The sequence below is a fragment of the Streptomyces sp. NPDC058665 genome, assembly GCF_042714995.1.
Taxonomy (GTDB): Bacteria; Actinomycetota; Actinomycetes; order Streptomycetales; family Streptomycetaceae; genus Streptomyces.
The window spans coordinates 23,343-40,349 of the sequence record NZ_JBHXRX010000068.1 but is presented as its reverse complement, the minus strand read 5'-3'; the positions used below and the strand labels follow the sequence as shown (position 1 = coordinate 40,349).

General features: G+C 72.4%; 12 protein-coding genes and 1 pseudogene. 7 read left to right on the top strand and 6 right to left on the bottom strand.

What is annotated here, in order from left to right; genetic code table 11:
- Positions 1 to 68 precede the first annotated feature (68 nt).
- The 4 genes from ACFWV8_RS32015 to ACFWV8_RS32000 all read right to left on the bottom strand — a co-directional run bounded on the left by ACFWV8_RS32015 (position 69) and on the right by ACFWV8_RS32000 (position 3,531).
- Positions 69 to 443 (bottom strand): RNA polymerase-binding protein RbpA, encoded by a 375-nt coding sequence (locus ACFWV8_RS32015; protein ID WP_003959706.1) that lies wholly within the window; start codon positions 441 to 443, stop codon positions 69 to 71.
- Positions 444 to 697: 254 nt separating this feature from the next.
- Positions 698 to 2,092, bottom strand: a complete 1,395-nt coding sequence (locus tag ACFWV8_RS32010; protein ID WP_384212105.1) for an MFS transporter — start codon at positions 2,090 to 2,092, stop codon at positions 698 to 700.
- Positions 2,093 to 2,101: 9 nt separating this feature from the next.
- Positions 2,102 to 2,866 carry a glycerophosphodiester phosphodiesterase family protein gene (locus tag ACFWV8_RS32005; RefSeq protein WP_384212097.1) on the bottom strand — a complete coding sequence of 255 codons (765 nt, stop codon included), beginning with the start codon at positions 2,864 to 2,866 and terminating at the stop codon, positions 2,102 to 2,104.
- Entirely contained in the window at positions 2,863 to 3,531 is a 669-nt protein-coding gene (locus ACFWV8_RS32000; protein WP_384212094.1) for a YitT family protein, read from the bottom strand. The genes ACFWV8_RS32005 and ACFWV8_RS32000 overlap by 4 nt, the downstream gene beginning before the upstream one ends.
- A 103-nt stretch (positions 3,532 to 3,634) precedes the next feature.
- On the opposite strand from ACFWV8_RS32000, the gene ACFWV8_RS31995 reads away from it, so the two are divergent.
- Positions 3,635 to 5,143, top strand: a complete 1,509-nt coding sequence (locus tag ACFWV8_RS31995) for a PLP-dependent aminotransferase family protein (RefSeq protein ID WP_384212091.1) — start codon at positions 3,635 to 3,637, stop codon at positions 5,141 to 5,143.
- Positions 5,144 to 5,168: 25 nt separating this feature from the next.
- Here ACFWV8_RS31995 and ACFWV8_RS31990 read toward each other — a convergent pair whose 3' ends face one another.
- Together ACFWV8_RS31990 and ACFWV8_RS31985 are read right to left on the bottom strand one after the other, a co-directional pair.
- Complete coding sequence (locus tag ACFWV8_RS31990; protein WP_384212088.1) at positions 5,169 to 6,836, bottom strand: hypothetical protein; 1,668 nt, start codon at positions 6,834 to 6,836, stop codon at positions 5,169 to 5,171.
- A gap of 45 nt (positions 6,837 to 6,881) precedes the next feature.
- Positions 6,882 to 7,076 carry a hypothetical protein gene (locus ACFWV8_RS31985; RefSeq protein WP_189109156.1) on the bottom strand — a complete coding sequence of 65 codons (195 nt, stop codon included), beginning with the start codon at positions 7,074 to 7,076 and terminating at the stop codon, positions 6,882 to 6,884.
- A gap of 253 nt (positions 7,077 to 7,329) precedes the next feature.
- Here ACFWV8_RS31985 and ACFWV8_RS31980 point away from each other — a divergent pair, with 253 nt between their 5' ends.
- The 6 genes and pseudogenes from ACFWV8_RS31980 to ACFWV8_RS31955 all read left to right on the top strand — a co-directional run bounded on the left by ACFWV8_RS31980 (position 7,330) and on the right by ACFWV8_RS31955 (position 16,995).
- A complete protein-coding gene (locus tag ACFWV8_RS31980) occupies positions 7,330 to 7,812 on the top strand; it encodes an ankyrin repeat domain-containing protein (RefSeq protein ID WP_384212085.1) in 483 nt (160 codons plus the stop codon).
- Positions 7,813 to 8,018: 206 nt separating this feature from the next.
- Positions 8,019 to 9,437, top strand: coding sequence for a HEAT repeat domain-containing protein (locus ACFWV8_RS31975; RefSeq protein ID WP_384212082.1), 1,419 nt, complete (start codon positions 8,019 to 8,021; stop codon positions 9,435 to 9,437).
- 280 nt (positions 9,438 to 9,717) lie between these two features.
- The gene (locus tag ACFWV8_RS31970) at positions 9,718 to 10,917 is read left to right on the top strand and encodes a glycosyltransferase family 4 protein (RefSeq protein ID WP_384212079.1); all 1,200 of its coding nucleotides are present in this window, start codon (positions 9,718 to 9,720) and stop codon (positions 10,915 to 10,917) included.
- Positions 10,914 to 12,050, top strand: a pseudogene (locus tag ACFWV8_RS31965) (glycosyltransferase); the annotation flags it as partial. The gene ACFWV8_RS31970 and the pseudogene ACFWV8_RS31965, both read left to right, overlap by 4 nt.
- Positions 12,051 to 12,376: 326 nt before the next feature.
- Positions 12,377 to 13,375 carry an SGNH/GDSL hydrolase family protein gene (locus tag ACFWV8_RS31960; protein WP_384212076.1) on the top strand — a complete coding sequence of 333 codons (999 nt, stop codon included), beginning with the start codon at positions 12,377 to 12,379 and terminating at the stop codon, positions 13,373 to 13,375.
- Positions 13,372 to 16,995 carry a hydantoinase B/oxoprolinase family protein gene (locus ACFWV8_RS31955; protein ID WP_384212072.1) on the top strand — a complete coding sequence of 1,208 codons (3,624 nt, stop codon included), beginning with the start codon at positions 13,372 to 13,374 and terminating at the stop codon, positions 16,993 to 16,995. The genes ACFWV8_RS31960 and ACFWV8_RS31955 overlap by 4 nt, the downstream gene beginning before the upstream one ends.
- The last annotated feature ends 12 nt before the right edge of the window (positions 16,996 to 17,007 follow it).

Genomic DNA, 17,007 nt, shown 5'->3' with positions numbered 1-17,007 from the left:
GGCCGCCTTCCGGGTGGGCCCCCCCGCCCACGGCTCTGTGTCTGTGCTGTTGTGGCGGTCCGACAGGGTCAGGCCGACTTTCGGCTGTCCCTCGGATGCACCGCGATGTTCATGGCGCCGGAGCGCAGGACCGCCAGCCGTTCGGCCAGGACCTCCTCCAACTCCTCGCGTGTGCGCCGCTCCATGAGCATGTCCCAGTGCGTACGCGCAGGCTTGCCCTTCTTCTCCTCGGGACCATCCCCGTCCACCAGGAGTGCCTGGGCGCCACACGCCTTGCACTCCCACTCCGGCGGAATTTCCGCCTCTACCGAGAACGGCATCTCAAATCGATGGCCGTTCTGGCATGCGTACTCCACCGCCTGGCGCGGGGCCAGATCGATGCCGCGGTCCGTCTCGTAGCTGGTAACCACAAGTCGCGTGCCGCGGAGAGCTCGCTCACTCATGAATCGTGCCTCCCGGGCTTGTCGCCCACAGGACAGGTGTCGCTGTCGTCGTCTTCCGGTCAACGTCCGGTCGGCGGTAAAGATTCCCGTAGCGGGTCATGCGTCGCCGTCGTGCCGCCCCTTGTTCTACCCACCAGTGCCCGGTTTGTCACATCTGGCGGTGGATGTCATCCCACGTTTTCGCTTCTGTGACATGTGGTGACGGTCCGGCTGGCAGGCCAACGGCGTACACTACCGCGCTTTCACTTCAACGTCTAAATTCGCTCCGGCACCGGGTTTCCCGCCTCGGCCACGGCCCTGCGCACCGGCACCGTCGCGAGCAGCGCGAAGCCGATCACGAAGAAGACCACCAGGGAGACAATCGCGTCCCGGTAGCTGCCGGTGGCCTGATAGGCGAGGCCGAACACCAGGGGCCCCAGCCAGCTCAGCCCGCGGTCGCTCATCTCGTACGCGGCGAAGTACTCGGCCTCCTTGCCGCGCGGCACCAGATGCGAGAAGAGCGAGCGCGACAGCGCCTGACTCCCGCCGAGCACCATGCCGATCGCGGCGGCCAGGGCGAAGAACCAGACCGGAGCCTCCGCGGGCAGGAAGTACCCGGCCGCCAGGATCACCGTCCAGACGGCGAGCGAGGCGAGGATCGTCCGTTTGGCCCCGTGGATCCGTGCCAGGCGGCCCATCCCGAGCGCGCCCACGACCGCCAGGACCTGGACCAGCAGCACGGCCGTGATCAAGGTCGTCTGGTCGAGCCCCAGCTCCTCGGAGCCGTAGATCGACGCCTGGGAGATCACCGTCTGCACGCCGTCGTTGTAGATCAGATAGGCCAGCAGGAAGGAGAGCGTGAGGGGGTGGCGGCGCATGTCCCGCAAGGTGGCCATCAGCTGGCGCCAGCCGGTGCCGAGCGCCCCTTCGCCCGCGCGGTCGCCGTCCTTCGCCACCCGCCGGTCGCGGAGCCGGCTCAGGGGCACGAGCGTGAAGGCGCCCCACCAGACACCGGCGGAGGCCAGACAGATCCGTACGGCCGTCGACTCCGAGACGCCGAAGGACTCGTGGCCCGTGTAGAGGACCAGGTTCAGTACGAGGACGAAGGCGCCCGAGGTGTAGCCGAAGGCCCAGCCGCGCGAGGACACGGCGTCGCGCTCCTCGGGCGTGGCTATCTGGGGCAGATAGGCGTTGTAGAGCGCCATCGACACCGACAGCGAGGCGTTCGCCACGATCAGCAGGACGACGCCCAGCAGATACCGGTCGCCGTCCAGGAAGAACATGCCGGCGGTGGCCCCGGCTCCTACATAGGCCGCGACGGCGAGCAGCGGCTTCTTGCGTCCCGTCCGGTCCGCCGCCGCACCGGCGAGCGGCATCAGCAGCACGGCCAGCACGATCGAGACGGAGACCGAGTACGCGAAGACCGAACCCGCCCGTACCGGGATGCCCAGCGGATGGACGAAACCGTCGGCGTCGGCGGCGGCCTTCGCGACGGATGTCAGATACGGCCCGAGGAAGACGGTGACGACGCTCGTCGAGTAGACGGAGCACGCGAAGTCGTAGAAGTACCAGCCGCGCTGCTCGCGTATTCGGCCGGTCTCGTCGTCGGTCAGGTCCGCGGTGTCGGCGGTCACCCCGCGCGCCCCCTCATTCGTCCCCGTGGGGAACATCCGAAACCGTCAGTGCCAGACCCCGCGCTCGGTGAACACCGTGCGCAGCGTCTCCAGTTGATCAGTCATGATGCCATCCACGCCGAGGTCCAGGAGCGCGTGCACGCGGTCCGCCTCGTTGACTGTCCAGACATGCACCTGGAGCCCCCGGGCGTGCGCCGTCCGTACGAAGCGTCTGTCGACCACCGGTATGCCGCTCTGGTGCCGCGGGACCTGCGCGCAGACGGCCCCCTCGCGGACCGGCGCGGGCACCCCGTACGAGCGCAGCCGCAGGCCGAGCACCCCGCGCACGCCGTACGACGTGGCCAGCCGGGGACCCGCCAGCCGGTGCGCCCGCGCGACGCGGGCCTCCGAGAAGGAGCCCACGCACACCCGGTCCCAGCTGTCCGTGCGCCCGATGAGATTGATCAGCGGGTGGAGCGCCGGCTCCGCCTTCATGTCGACATTCCAGCGGGCGTCGGGGAACTCCTCCAGAAGCTCCTCGAAGAGCGGGAGCGGTTCACCGCCGCCGACCCTGGCCCGCCGCACCTCGCTCCACGGCAGCTCGGAGATCCGGCCGCGCAGATCGGTGACCCGGTCGAGCGTCGAGTCGTGGAACGCGACGAGCCGGCCGTCGGCCGTGGTGTGCACGTCGGTCTCGAAGTAGCGGTAACCGAGCGCGGCGGCGCGCCGGAACGCGGCCGCCGTGTTCTCGATTCCGTCGGCCGCGCCGCCTCGGTGGGCGAACGGGATCGGCGACGGATGGTCCAGATAGGGATGGCGTACGGGAGTCACGGCCGCAGTATGGCCTGCCCGGGGGAACCCCCGGCGACGACCGTGCCGCCGTCCGCCGTCGGCGGGACGACGAAGACGCGCAGGAAGAACTGCGCGAGCGGCCCGATCGCCAGCGCGTAGGCGATCGTGCCGACCCCGACGGAGCCGCCGAGTACGAAGCCGGTGACGACGACGGCCACCTCTATGCCCGTCCGGACGAGCCGCACCGACCGGCCGGTGAGGCGGTGCAGCCCCGTCATCAGGCCGTCGCGGGGGCCGGGGCCGAAACTGGCGGCGATGTAGAGGCCCGTGGCCACGCCGTTGAGGACGATGCCGGCGATCAGCAGCGGGATCTGTACGGCGAGGCCGCGGCCGTCCGGTACGAGGGCCAGGGCGCCGTCCATCGCGATGCCGACCACGAAGACGTTGGAGACCGTGCCGAGGCCGGGGCGCTGGCGGATCGGGATCCACAGCAGCAGGACGACCGCGCCGACGGCGATCGAGACGACGCCCATGGTCAGCCCGGTGCGTTCGGACAGGCCCTGGTGCAGCACACCCCATGGCTCAAGCCCGAGACCGCCCCTGACCAGCAGAGCCGCGCTCACGCCGTACAGGGCGAGACCCGTGTAGAGCTGGAGGAGCCGGCGCGGGAGCCGCTTTCCACGGAGAGCGGGTGTGATGGGCAAGGTGCTGTCCTCCGAGGTGGAACGAGTGGACCGGGCTGTGCCACTCTGTGGCTGGGTGGTGAGAGTCAACCATGGCCAATTCGGGGAAGGTGGACTGGTTCCAATGACGCAGTGGACTTCGGCGGTCGGAGCGGCTCAGCTCGCGCGACAGCTCAACGCCCAGCAGTCGCGGCCCGCGGGCCCCGGCACCCGTAAACCGCCCGCCTACCGTGCCCTCGCCGACGGCGTGCGGCTGCTCGTCCTCGAAGGCCGGGTGCCGGTCGCCGCCCGCCTGCCCGCCGAACGCGAGCTGGCACTCGCCCTCTCCGTCAGCCGTACGACGGTCGCCGCCGCCTACGAGGCCCTGCGCGCCGAGGGATTCCTGGAATCACGCCGAGGTGCCGGGAGCTGGACCGCCGTACCGGCCGGGAACCCGCTGCCCGCCCGCGGCCTCGAACCGCTGCCGCCGGACTCCCTCGGCTCCATGATCGACCTCGGCTGCGCCGCACTGACAGCGCCCGAGCCGTGGCTCACCCGCGCCGTGCAGGGCGCGCTGGAGGAGCTGCCGCCGTACGCCCACACCCACGGCGACTACCCGGCGGGACTGCCCGCCCTGCGCCAGACGCTCGCCGACCGCTACACCGCGCGCGGGATCCCGACGATGCCCGAGCAGATCATGGTCACCACCGGCGCCATGGGCGCGATCGACGCGATCTGCCATCTCTTCGCCGGGCGCGGCGAGCGCGTCGCCGTCGAGTCGCCCAGCTACGCGAACATCCTCCAGCTGATGCGCGAGGCGGGCGCCCGGCTCGTCCCCGTCGCCATGGCCGAGGGGCTGGCGGGCTGGGACCTGCCGCGCTGGCGCCAGGTGCTGCGGGAGGCCGCGCCCCGGCTCGCCTATGTCGTCGCCGACTTCCACAATCCGACGGGCGCCCTGGCCACCGAGGACCAGCGCAGAGCGCTGGTCGAGGCGGCGCGTTCGGCCGGCACCGTGCTCGTCGCCGACGAGACGATGTCCGAGCTGTATCTGGACGGGGACCGGCCGGGGGAGGAACTGCCGCCGCCCGTCTGTGCCTTCGACCCCGCCGGCAGCACCGTCCTCACGGTCGGCTCCGCCAGCAAGGCCTTCTGGGCGGGCATGCGCATCGGCTGGGTACGGGCCGCGCCCGAGGTGATCCGCTCGCTGGTCTCCGCCCGCGCCTACGCCGACCTCGGCACGCCCGTGCTCGAACAGCTCGCGATCAACTGGCTGATGGGCACCGGCGGCTGGGAGCGCGCGGTCGATATCCGGCGCGCCCAGGCAGGGGAGAACCGCGACGCGCTGGTGACCGCCGTCCGCAGGGAGCTGCCGAGCTGGGAGTTCGACGTGCCGCGCGGCGGACTGACGCTCTGGGTGCGCACCGGCGGGCTGTCGGGCTCGCGGATCGCCGAGCTGGGCGAGCGGGTCGGCGTACGGGTGCCGGGCGGACCGCGCTTCGGCGTCGACGGGGCCTTCGAGGGCTACGTACGGCTGCCGTTCACCGTCGCCGGCCCTGTCGCCGACGAGGCGGCCGTGCGGCTGGCGGCGGCGGCCCGGCTAGTGGAGAGCGGCGCGCGCGGCGGCACGGACGCGCCGCGCACGTTCGTGGCCTGAGCGGCGCGCCCGCGGCCGGGGGCGGTCAGCCCTCGGCCGGTACGGCGGTGGGCATCGGCGCCGGGCTCTGGCGCTGCTGCCGTGGCTGCGGTTGCGCCTGCGCCTGGGCCGGTGGGCCGGGGTCCGGGTCCGGGGCAGGCGCCGGTTCGGGCGCCCGCGCGGCGGTGGCCGCCGTTCCGTCGGTCGCTGTGTGCCGGTCCGGCAGCAATTCCAGGACCGCACTCCGGTGCGCGTCGCTCGTGGCGTCGTCGTACGGATCGGGTGTCGCGGGGACCTGGAGCCTGAGCACCGGGCCGGTGCCGAGGCGCGCGTAACCCCGGCCGCTGGGGATCTCCGGCGTGGGGATGGTGTGCGGCGGCGCGCCGAGGACCGATTCCAGCTCCGCGCGCGTGGCGGTGCCCAGCACGACCCGGGCGCGGGTGTGCGTCCGTACGGTCTCGCTGAGCGCGTCCAGGGTCTCGAACTGTTCCGCCACGACCACCGTCACGTTCGCGGCCCTGCCGTGCCGCAGCGGCACCTGGAGCAGCTCCTGCGGATCGGGCCGTCCGTCGGCGACCGCCACATGGGCGAAGGCGCTCGGCCGGTCCAGCAGGAGCCACAGGGGCCGCTTGGTGTCCTCGGGCACGGCGTGACCGGACTGCCGGGCACGGTTGGCGGTGATCAGCCGCCGTTCCGTCTCGTTGGCGGCCCATTCGAGACCGGCCAGCGCGCCCGAGAGCCCGCGCTCCACGGCGAGAACGCCCGCACGCCCGTCGAGGCTCGCGTACTCACCGGTCCCGTTGCCCTCCACGATCACGACGTCGCCGTGCGCGAGCGCCTGGAGAGCGATCGAGCGGAGCAGGCTCGTGGTGCCGCTCCCCGGGCGCCCGACGGCGAGCAGATGGGGCTCGGTCGACCGGGCACCCGTACGCCAGAGGACCGGAGGGGCGTCACGGGTTCCGTCGCCCTCCCTGACCGGGACTGTGCGCCGGACCGCGTCGGCGTCGGTGAAGCCGAGCACGGTCTCGCCGGGGGCGGTGACGAAGCGCTGGGCGGCGATGCCGGTGGGAAGCGGGGGCAGCACGCTCATGACGAGCTCGTTGCCCTCCTCGTCCCAGTCGAAGAGGTACTCCCTGCCGCGCCCGGACTTCGCGTACATCAGATGCTCGATCCGTACGCGGGAGGAGTGCTCACCGTCCATGAAGTACGGCGGGTACGACACCCGCAGCCGGGTGAGACGCCCGTCGGCGTCGAACTCGTACTCGTCGAAGGCCTTCTCCCACTCCCCGCCGTGGGCGAAGAGCGGGTCCGGGTCCTCGGGAAGAGAGAAGTACGGCACCAGCGCCTCGTAAAGAGAGCGCAGGCGCTGAAGCTCCGCCTCGCCGGGCCCGGTCCGGGCCGGCGTACGGTCGCGGCCCTGCCAGCCGGCCACCGCCATCACCGAGATGAGGGCGAGCAGTGGTCCGTACGGGACGAGCGCGACCACGAGGACGACGGCCCCCACCAGGAACAGCGCGGGACCACGCCGGTCCTTGGGGGTGGCGGCCCATTTCCGTCGTCCCGCGCCGGCCAGCAGGCGCAGACCACGGGTGATCGTGATCAGCGGATGGAGGACGTCGGTGGCACTGTCGGCGGCCGAGCGGGCCATCACTCGGCTGCGAGCGATGTGAGCGCTGCCGCTGCTCAGAATGCGGGGGAGTGGTCGCCGGGCCACGTCTGTCTCCTGAAGGTGCGGAAGGTGCCGGGGGATGGAAGGCGGTCAGAACTTGATCCCGCCCAGGAGGCCCGCGAGGCTGGCGCCTCCGGCCGTGATGCTCGGGGCGATGGCGGTGCCCGCGAGATAGAAGCCGAAGAGCGCGCAGACGAGCGCGTGGGACGCCTTGAGTCCGTCCTTCCTGAAGAAGAGGAAGACGATGATTCCGAGCAGCACGACGCCTGACATGGACAGGATCATGAGGGGTTCTCCTGGTCGAGGGGGACAGTCACCATGAGTTGTTCCATGCTCACAGTAAGTATCTATGTGATAAAAGGTGCAAGTGAGTGAAATTCATGGAATTTCACTTGACCGGCGGACAGTGCGGTCCCGCGCGCCGCTTGCTACGGCCTCTGTCGCCCCGGAGCGTCCTACGGGGCAGTAATCTGTCGATTCACCCGTACGGCCGCGCGGTCGTGCGTCCCAGGTCAGCGGTATGAGAGGCGGTTCACCGATGAGCGAGGCCCCGGACAACGCGGCTCCGGCCGGCGCGACCGAGCAGGGCGCCGCTCCTGACGGTGCCGCTCCCGCCGGTGGGGTTCCGGACGGTGTCGTTCCCGACAGTGACGTCGTCGAACTGGCGACGAAGGTCTTCGACCTCGCGCGCCGCGGCGACACCGAGCCGCTCGCCGCCTACGTCGACGCCGGTGTCCCCGCGAACCTCACCAACGACCGGGGCGACTCCCTGGTCATGCTCGCCGCCTACCACGGCCACGCGCCCACGGTCGCGGCGCTGCTCTCACGCGGCGCCGATGCCGACCGCGCCAACGACCGCGGACAGACGCCACTGGCCGGCGCCGTCTTCAAAGGAGAGGACGCCGTGATCCGCGAGCTGCTCGGCGGCGGGGCCGATCCGGCCGCCGGAACACCATCCGCCGTGGATACAGCGCGGATGTTCGGGAAGACGGACCTGCTGGAGCTGTTCGGAGCGCGGTGAAGGTGAGGCGTCGTAAATGTGGTCGCGGTGGCGAAATGGGTGGGTCATCATGACGTCGGGCCCGGAAGGGGCCACCGACGAGAGGCAGAGGAAGATGGTCTACACCAAGCAGAAGACGACGGCCGAGCGATGTTGTCGCGCGGCCTAGGCAGCCTAGGCATCCCCACTCCCCGGTTGCGTCGACAGCTTGATGTGAGGCTCTCCCCATGTTCGATCCAGTCATAGCGCCGAGCGGCACACTGCTCGGCCTGCTGCAAAGGGGGCGCGGCGACGGCACACTGCACGCGCTGGCCGCACCCCGCGCCGAGGCGCTCAACGCCCTCAACCACTGCGTCATGAACGACCCACGCCACGACTGGCAGGTCGAGAACCGCTCCCTGTACTTCGCGCGGCTCTATCTGGACCTCCACGGAGATCTCGAACCGCTCGAACACCACCTCTTCGGTGCCGATGACCACTTCGACACCGAGGAGTCACGCACCGGACTCTCCCTCGCCGTACTGGGGCACCTCGCCTCCTACGGAAGGGACGACGCCCTGGCGCTCCTGCGCCGCTACGCCGCGTCGGGATCCAACTGGACCTGGGCGCTGGACGAGCTGGCCCTGCGCGACGACGACGCGGGTCTGCGCTCGCTCGCCCCGCGCATCCTCGCCAGATTCCCCACCACACCAGAGGGCGACGCCGAGCTGGCCACCGCCCTCCAGGGCGCCTTCGAGCCCCGGCCCTGGCGGCTGTGGGCCGACGACCCTCGCGAGGCGGTCGCCGCCCGCGTCAGGGCCGCCCGTGAACAGGGCTCCTTCGACCGATGGCAGCGGCAGCTGCGGCCGAGCGGACCGCGCCCCGGCTGGAGCGTCCAAGCCGTCTTCGAATGGGCGCAGGACGGCCTCGAACGAGGCACGACCCTGCACGTTCCCGCGGCGCGGTGCCTGACCGCCGTCGCCGGACCCGACGACCGCGCCGAGATCGTCGAGGCCGGCCGCAGCGGCCCCGACGGCGCACGCTCCGCGGCGCTGCACTATCTCGCCGAGGCCCGCGATCCCGCCGTGCTCGATCTGATCGAGACCGCGGCGGCCGACCCGTCGGAGAGCCTCGCCGGAGCCGCCGTCGCCGCCTTCGAGCGGATGTGCGGCGATGCCGCCGTCGACCGGGCGCGCGGCTGGGTGCACCGGCCCGACGCCCTCGGCGCCTCCGCGGCGGGTGTACTCGCCGCCCGGGGCGGCCCCCAGGACGCCCAACTGGTGCTCGGCGCCCTCCGGGAGGCCGTACGGTCCGACGGGCCCGACGCGCCCCGCCTGTGGACCCTCGTGGACGGCACAGGCCGGCTGGGCATCGGCTGCGCGGCGCCCGTCCTGCGCCATGTGTACCGCGAGACCGCCTCCTCACAACTGCGCGGCCGTACGGCCAGGGCGCTGGCGGTCACCGACCCCTCGTTCCCCACGGGATTCGCCGTCGAATGCCTCTGGGACTGCGAGGAGACCACCAGAGAGGTCGCCGCGCGGCACGCCGAGACCGGTGACGTACGAGTGGCCGACAGGCTGCGCCGGCTCGCGGCTGATCCGGCCGAGGAGGCCGAGGTGCAGACCGCCGTACGGAGCCGGATCGGGCCCGACGCGCCCGCCGTCTGAACCGAGCCCCGCCCGGGACGCGCCGGGCGGGGCAGCGCGTTTCCGCGCGGGTCTCACGGGCGGGTCCCGGGGTGGCAGCGGGTTCTACCGGGCAGGTATGGCCGTACGGACTCCACCAGGTGAACCGCCCGGCGCACGCCGGTTGCGATCAGGGGCGCGAACGGCCGTGAGGCCGTCGAAGTTCCGCTCAGGCCCTCGAAACACCAATGCTCACGGGACGTTTTCCACCCGGAAAGATCCACGTTGGCGGGACCACCCTCGGTACGGCGAGAACACGGGTATGCGTGTCGTCATCGTCACCGAATCCTTCCCGCCCGATGTGAACGGCGTGGCGCACTGCGCCCTCCAGACCGCCCGGCACCTCGTCGCACGCGGCCATGACCCGCTCGTCATCGCACCGGCCTCATCGGCAGCCGCTTCGGCGGCTGCCGGGGCCGCATCCCCGTCCCCCTCCGCCTCCTTCTCCCCGTCCCCGCGCACCGCCTCTCCCCGCAGGTTCGACTTCGACGCACCATGCCCCGTGGTGCGTATCCCGTCCCTTCCCCTGCCCGGCTATCCCCAGGTACGCGTCGCTCTCCCCAGCCGCCGGGTCGCCGCGACCCTCGCGGCGCACCGGGCGGACGTCGTGCACCTCGCCGGGCCGTTCGTCCTCGGTGTACGCGGGATGGCAGCCGCCGCACGGCTCGGTATCCCCGCCGTCGCCGTCTACCAGACCGATCTCGCCGGCTACGCGCGTACGTACATAAACGCGGGCGAGGCCGCCGCCTGGCGCCGGCTGCGCGCCGTGCACAGCGCGGCGGACCGCACCCTCGCCCCGTCCAGCGCCGCCATGAAGGACCTTGAGGAGCACCGTGTGCCGCGTGTCAGGCTCTGGCCGCGAGGGGTGGACACCGACAGGTTCCGTCCCGAGCTGCGAGACGACGAACTGCGTCGCCGTCTCGCCCCCAACGGCGAGATGATCGTCGGATACGTCGGCAGGCTCGCGCCCGAGAAGCACGTCGAACTCCTGTCCGGTGCCTGCGGGCTGCCCGGCGTCCGTGTCGTGGTCGTCGGGGACGGGCCGAGCGAGCCGTCCCTGCGCGCGACGCTCCCCGGCGCCGTGTTCCTCGGCCGCAGGACCGGAGACGAACTGGCGAGGATCTTCGCCTCGTTCGACGTCTTCGCGCACACCGGGCCGTACGAAACGTTCTGCCAGACCGTCCAGGAGGCCATGGCCAGCGGCACACCGGTGGTCGCGCCCGCGGCGGGCGGACCGCTCGACCTGGTCGACCACGGCCGCACCGGACTGCTGGTGCCGCCGCACGACGCACGGGCCGTCACCGGCGCGATCAGGGACCTCCAGGCCGCCCCGGAACTGCGCGCCTCCTACGGACGCACGGCGCGCGCCACGGTCGAGGGCCGTACGTGGGCGGCGGTGGGCGACCAACTGCTCGACCACTACGCAGAGGTGCTCGGCGAGCGCACGGCGGTGGTCGCATGAGTGGCACAGGCGACTCCGGCGGCATACGGATCGTACGGCTGGCCAACTTCGTCACCCCGGCCTCCGGCGGCCTCAGGACCGCGCTCCAGGAGCTCGGCACGGGCTACCGGGCCGCCGGGCACGAACCGGTCCTGATCGTCCCGGGCGAGCGCCCGAGCGACGTGGACACGGCACAGGGACGAGTCATCACCCTGGCCGGAGCTGTGCTGCCCGGCACCGGCGGCTACCGCGTACTGACCAGCCGCCGGCGCCTGGGCGCCCTGCTCGAATCCCTCGCCCCGGACCGCCTGGAGGTCTCCGACCGCACCACCCTGCGGTGGACGGGGGAGTGGGCGCGCCGCCGCCGGATCCCCTCCGTCATGGTGTCCCACGAGACGGCCGACGGGGTGCTGCGCACCTGGGGCGTGCCGGACTCGGCGGCCGAACGGGCCGCCGACCGGCTCAACCGGCGCAGCGCCTGGGCGTATTCACGGATCGTGTGCACCACCGAGTGGGCCGAGCGCGAGTTCGTCCGGATCGGCGCGCGCAACGTGGTGCGCGCGCCGCTCGGTGTCGACCTGGTGCGCTGCCGGCCGGACCGGCGCCGTGAGGCTCTGCGCGCCAAGTACGCGCGCGGGGCCGACGTCCTGCTGCTGCTCTGCTCACGGCTCTCGGTGGAGAAGCGCCCGGCCGCCGCCGTCGACGCCCTCGCGGTGCTCATCGGCCGCGGTGTGCGGGCGTCGCTGGTGGTCGCCGGTGACGGCCCGCTGGCGGGCGCGCTGGCACGCCGGGCGCGCGAGCGGCAGCTGCCCGTGGAGTTCCTCGGGCACGTGGGCGACCGGGAGGAGCTGGCGCACCTCCAGGCCTCCGCGGACATCTGTCTGGCGCCCGGCCCCGCCGAGACGTTCGGCCTGTCCGCGCTCGAAGCCCTCGCCAGTGGCACGCCCGTGGTCTCCAGCGCGACATCGGCGCTCCCGGAGATCCTGGGCCCGGCGGGCTGTACGGCGGCGGACACGCCGAGGGCGTTCGCCGACGCCGTACAGGAACTCCTCGCCCGTCCGGAGGCCGCGCGGCGCGCGGCGGCACGGGCGCGGGCCGAACTCTTCAGCTGGGACCGGGCGGTGGCGGCCTTCCTGGCGGCGCACGAAGCGCCGGTGCTCACGGGACAGGACGCGCCTCCCGCGGAGAAGTCCGTCGTCGCGCCGCAGAGCGGCGGCGGGGCGGCACAGGGCGTTGTCGTGCCGCCCGCGGCGACGGGCCCGTCCGTCGTGGGCGCGGCTGTCGCGGGTACGACCGTGCCGTTCGTGCCCGCCGTCATGCCTGATGCCGTGCCCGCGGCATCGGAGTCGCCCCTCGCGGCGTCGTCGGTGCCGTTGGTGCCCTCTGTGCCGTTCGTCCCGTGCCTTCCGGCGGGCAGGTCCGTCACATCCGTCACGTCCATGTCGGCGGGGCCGGTGCTGCCCCCGAACGGGGGTGCTTCATGACCGTGTACGCGAACCCCGGGGCGCCGCCGGGGGCCGCTGTCTCCACGCAGCCCTCCGTACCGAGGCCGCTGCGGTTCGCCGCCCTCGGTGACTCGCTCACCGCGGGCGTGGGGGACCGCGTGGACGGCGGCTGGCGCGGCTGGGCCGTCCTGCTCGCCGAGGCGCTCGCGCCGGCCGACGGAAACGTCGGCCGTCCGGCCGCCCGGCCCGGCGGCCGCGCCGGCCGCAAGGCGAAGGGGGCGACCGGGGCCGAACCCGCCCCCACCTTCCGCAATTTCGCCACCAGCGGCGCCCTGACCCGCCACGTACGCGAGCAGCAGGCACCCGCCGCACTCGCGTTCGCGCCCGACATCGCCTCCGTCGTCGTAGGCGTCAACGACACCCTCCGCCGGGCCTTCGACATCATCGCCATCGCCCGCGCACTCGACGAGGTCTGCGCGGCCCTCACGGCGCGCGGCACGGTCCTGCTCACCGCGTGCCTCCCGGACCCCGGCATCATGCTCGGCCTGCCCGCGCCGCTCGCGAGACCGCTCGCGCGCAGACAGCGCGCGGTCAACGCCCTCGCGCACGAGCTCTCCACGCGGTACGGCGCGATCCATCTGCACGCCGCCGACCCGGAGTGGGTCGCCGACCGCACCCTGTGGAGCGCCGACCGGCTGCACCCCGGCGAACGCGGCCACCGGATGATCGCCGCGCAGTTCCACGCGATGCTCACCGCGCGCGGCCTGACCCTGGGCCCGCCGCCGCCCCAGGAGCCCGAACGGCCGCAGCCCACCCGCACGGAGGCGCTGCTGTGGATGGCCACGGCGGGCGCCGGCTGGATGGTGCGAAGAAGCACCGACCTGCTGCCCGAACTGCTGTGGCTGGCCGGCTCCGAGATGCGGCATCTGGCGCGCGGCACCGCCAACCGTCTCGACGCGCGCGCCGAACACGCGCTCACTCGTGCCCTGACAGCACTGCCGCCGGTCACTCCCCTTGCCAGAATGGGGGAATGACCGGGCCCTGGGAATTCTGGATCGACCGTGGCGGCACCTTCACCGACATCGTGGGGCGGCGGCCCGACGGACGTCTCCTCACCAGGAAGCTGCTCTCGCACAATCCGGAGCAGTACGAGGACGCGGCGGTGGCCGGTATCCGGCTGCTGCTCGGAGTAGCACCGGACGATCCGGTTCCCGCAGACCGGATCGCCCAAGTGAAGATGGGCACCACCGTCGCCACGAACGCGCTGCTGGAGCGCCGCGGCGAGCCGACCGTCCTCCTCATCACCGAGGGCTTCGGCGACGCGCTGCGGATCGCCTACCAGAACCGTCCCCGCCTCTTCGACCGTCATATCGTGCTGCCGGAGGCCGTGTACGAACGCGTCATCGAGGTTCCCGAACGCGTCGACGCGCACGGCGCCACCGTACGGCCGCTGGACACGGAGACCGTCGCCGCGCGGCTGCGGGAGGCGTACGACGACGGCTTCCGCAGCGCCGCGGTCGTCCTCATGCACGGCTACCGCCACCCCGCGCACGAGAGCGCCGTCGCCGAAGCGGCCCGCGCCGCAGGCTTCAGCCAGGTCAGCTGCTCCCACGAGGTCAGCCCACTGATCAAACTGGTGCCGCGCGGCGACACCACCGTGGTGGACGCCTACCTCTCCCCGATCCTGCGCCGCTACGTCGACGAGATCGCCACCCAACTCCACGGCATCCGGCTGATGTTCATGCAGTCCAACGGAGGGCTGCGCGAAGCCGCCCACTTCCGTGGGAAGGACGCCGTGCTGTCCGGACCGGCGGGCGGCGTCGTCGGTATGGCCCGCACCTCCGGACAGGCCGGATTCGACCGTGTCGTCGGCTTCGACATGGGCGGCACCTCGACCGATGTCTCCCACTACGCCGGGGAGTTCGAGCGCGAGCTGGGCACCCAGGTCGCCGGCGTGCGGATGCGCGCGCCCATGATGAACATCCACACGGTCGCGGCCGGCGGCGGCTCCGTACTGCACTTCGACGGCCAGCGCTACCGTGTGGGGCCCGACTCGGCGGGCGCCGTGCCGGGCCCCGCCTGCTACCGCCGGGGCGGCCCGCTCACCGTCACCGACGCCAACGTGATGCTCGGCCGGGTCCAACCGGCGTACTTTCCCTCGGTGTTCGGCCCGGACGGCGACCAGCCGCTGGACGCCGACATCGTGCGCGAGCGCTTCGCCGCACTCGCCGCGGAGGTCGAGCGGGCCACCGGCGCACGGCGCGAGCCGGCCGAAGTCGCCGCCGGTTTCCTGGAGATCGCCGTGCTGAACATGGCGAACGCCGTCAAGAAGATCTCCGTGCAGCGCGGCCACGACATCACCCGCTACGCCCTCACCAGCTTCGGCGGCGCCGGGGGCCAGCACGCGTGCGCCGTCGCCGACGCGCTCGGCGTCGACACCGTCATCGTGCCGCCGCTCGCCGGCGTCCTCTCCGCGTACGGGATAGGGCTCGCCGACGCCACCGCCATGCGCGAGCAGTCGGTGGAGGCCGAACTCGCCGACGGGGAAGCAGACGGTGGCACGCTCGGCCGGGTACGGGAACTCTGCGACACCCTCGCGGAGCGCACCCGCGCCGAACTGCGCGCCGACTCCGTCCCGGACGACGCGATCACCACCCACGCGCGCGTGCTGCTCAGGTACGCGGGCACGGACGCGAGCCTGGCGGTGCCCCTCGGCGGCGCCGCCGAGATGACGGCGGCCTTCGAGAGCGAACACCGCTCGCGCTACGCGTTCACCATGGACAAACCCCTGGTGGTCGAGGCCGTGTCGGTCGAAGCCGTCGGAAAGGCCGCTTCGCACGGCGCGTACGCGGGCCGGGCCACCTCTGTGGAAGGCGGCGGCAGCGGGACCGTACGGCCCGCGACGGTACGGATGTTCGTGGACGGCACCGAGCGCGACTGCCCGCTCCACCAGCGCGACGATCTGCGGCCCGCCGACACCGTCGAGGGTCCCGCGATGATCGCCGAGGCCGACGCGACGACCGTCGTGGACGCGGGCTGGCAGGCGGCCGTCGGCGAGCTCGGGCATCTGCTCCTCACCCGCGTGAGCCCCCGCCCCACCCGCGTCGCCGCGGGCACGGACGTGGACCCGGTGCTGCTTGAGGTCTTCAACAACCTCTTCATGGCGATCGCCGAGCAGATGGGCGTACGGCTGGAGAACACCGCCCACTCCGTCAACATCAAGGAACGGCTCGACTTCTCCTGCGCGCTCTTCGACGCCCAGGGCAATCTGATCGCCAACGCGCCGCACATCCCCGTCCATCTGGGCTCCATGGGCGAATCGATCAAGGAGGTGCTGAAACGCGACCGGGACTCCCTCCGCCCCGGCGACGTGTACGCCGTCAACGACCCCTACCACGGAGGCACCCATCTGCCGGACGTGACGGTGGTGACGCCCGTCTTCGACGAACAGGGCGAACACCTCCGCTTCCTCGTCGCCTCGCGCGGCCACCACGCCGAGATCGGCGGCATCACACCCGGCTCGATGCCCGCCTTCAGCCGGACCGTCCACGAGGAGGGCGTGCTCTTCGACAACTGGCTGCTCGTACGCGACGGCAGGCTCCGCGAGAGCGAGACACGCGAACTGCTCGGCGGCGCGCGCTACCCCTCCCGGGACCCGGACACCAACCTCGCGGACCTCCGCGCCCAGATCGCCGCCAACGAGAAGGGCATCGCCGAACTGCGGCGCATGACCGAGCAGTTCGGCTACGACGTCGTGGACGCCTACATGGGCCATGTCCGGCGCAACGCGGAGGAGTCCGTACGCCGTATCGTCGCCGGGCTGAGCGACGGCTCCTACCGCTACGAGACCGACAACGGCGCGGTCATCCAGGTCGCCGTGCGCGTCGACCGCGAGGCCCGCGGCGCCGTCGTGGACTTCACCGGGACCTCACCGGAGCAGGAAGGCAACTTCAACGCGCCCCGGTCCGTGGTGCTGGCCGCCGTCCTGTATGTCTTCAGGACCCTGATCGCCGACGACATCCCGCTCAACAGCGGCTGTCTGGCGCCGCTCGACGTACGGGTGCCCGACGACTCCATGCTGTCGCCGACCTACCCGGCGGCGACGGTGGCGGGCAACGTCGAGACCTCGCAGGCCGTGACGGGAGCGCTGTACGCGGCGCTCGGCGTCCAGGCCGAGGGCTCGGGCACCATGAACAACCTCACCTTCGGCAACGAACGCGTGCAGTACTACGAGACGGTGGCGAGCGGTTCGGGCGCGGGGGACGGCTTCGACGGCGCCGACGCCGTCCAGACCCATATGACCAACTCCCGCCTGACCGACCCCGAAGTGCTCGAATGGCGCTATCCGGTGCGTGTGGACGGATTCGCCGTCCGCGACGGCAGCGGCGGGGCGGGCCGCTGGAACGGCGGGAAGGGGGTCGTACGGCGCATCCGGTTCCTGGAGCCCATGACGGTCACGCTGCTGACCGGCCACCGCACGGTGCGGCCGTACGGCATGGCGGGCGGTGAGCCGGGCGAACTCGGCGCCAACGAGGTGGAGCGGGCCGACGGGACCCGTACGTCGCTGAAGGGTGTCGACTCCGCTGACGTGGCCGTGGACGACGTGCTGGTCCTGCGCACCCCGGGCGGCGGGGGATACGGCACGCCGCGGTGAACTCGCCCGGCG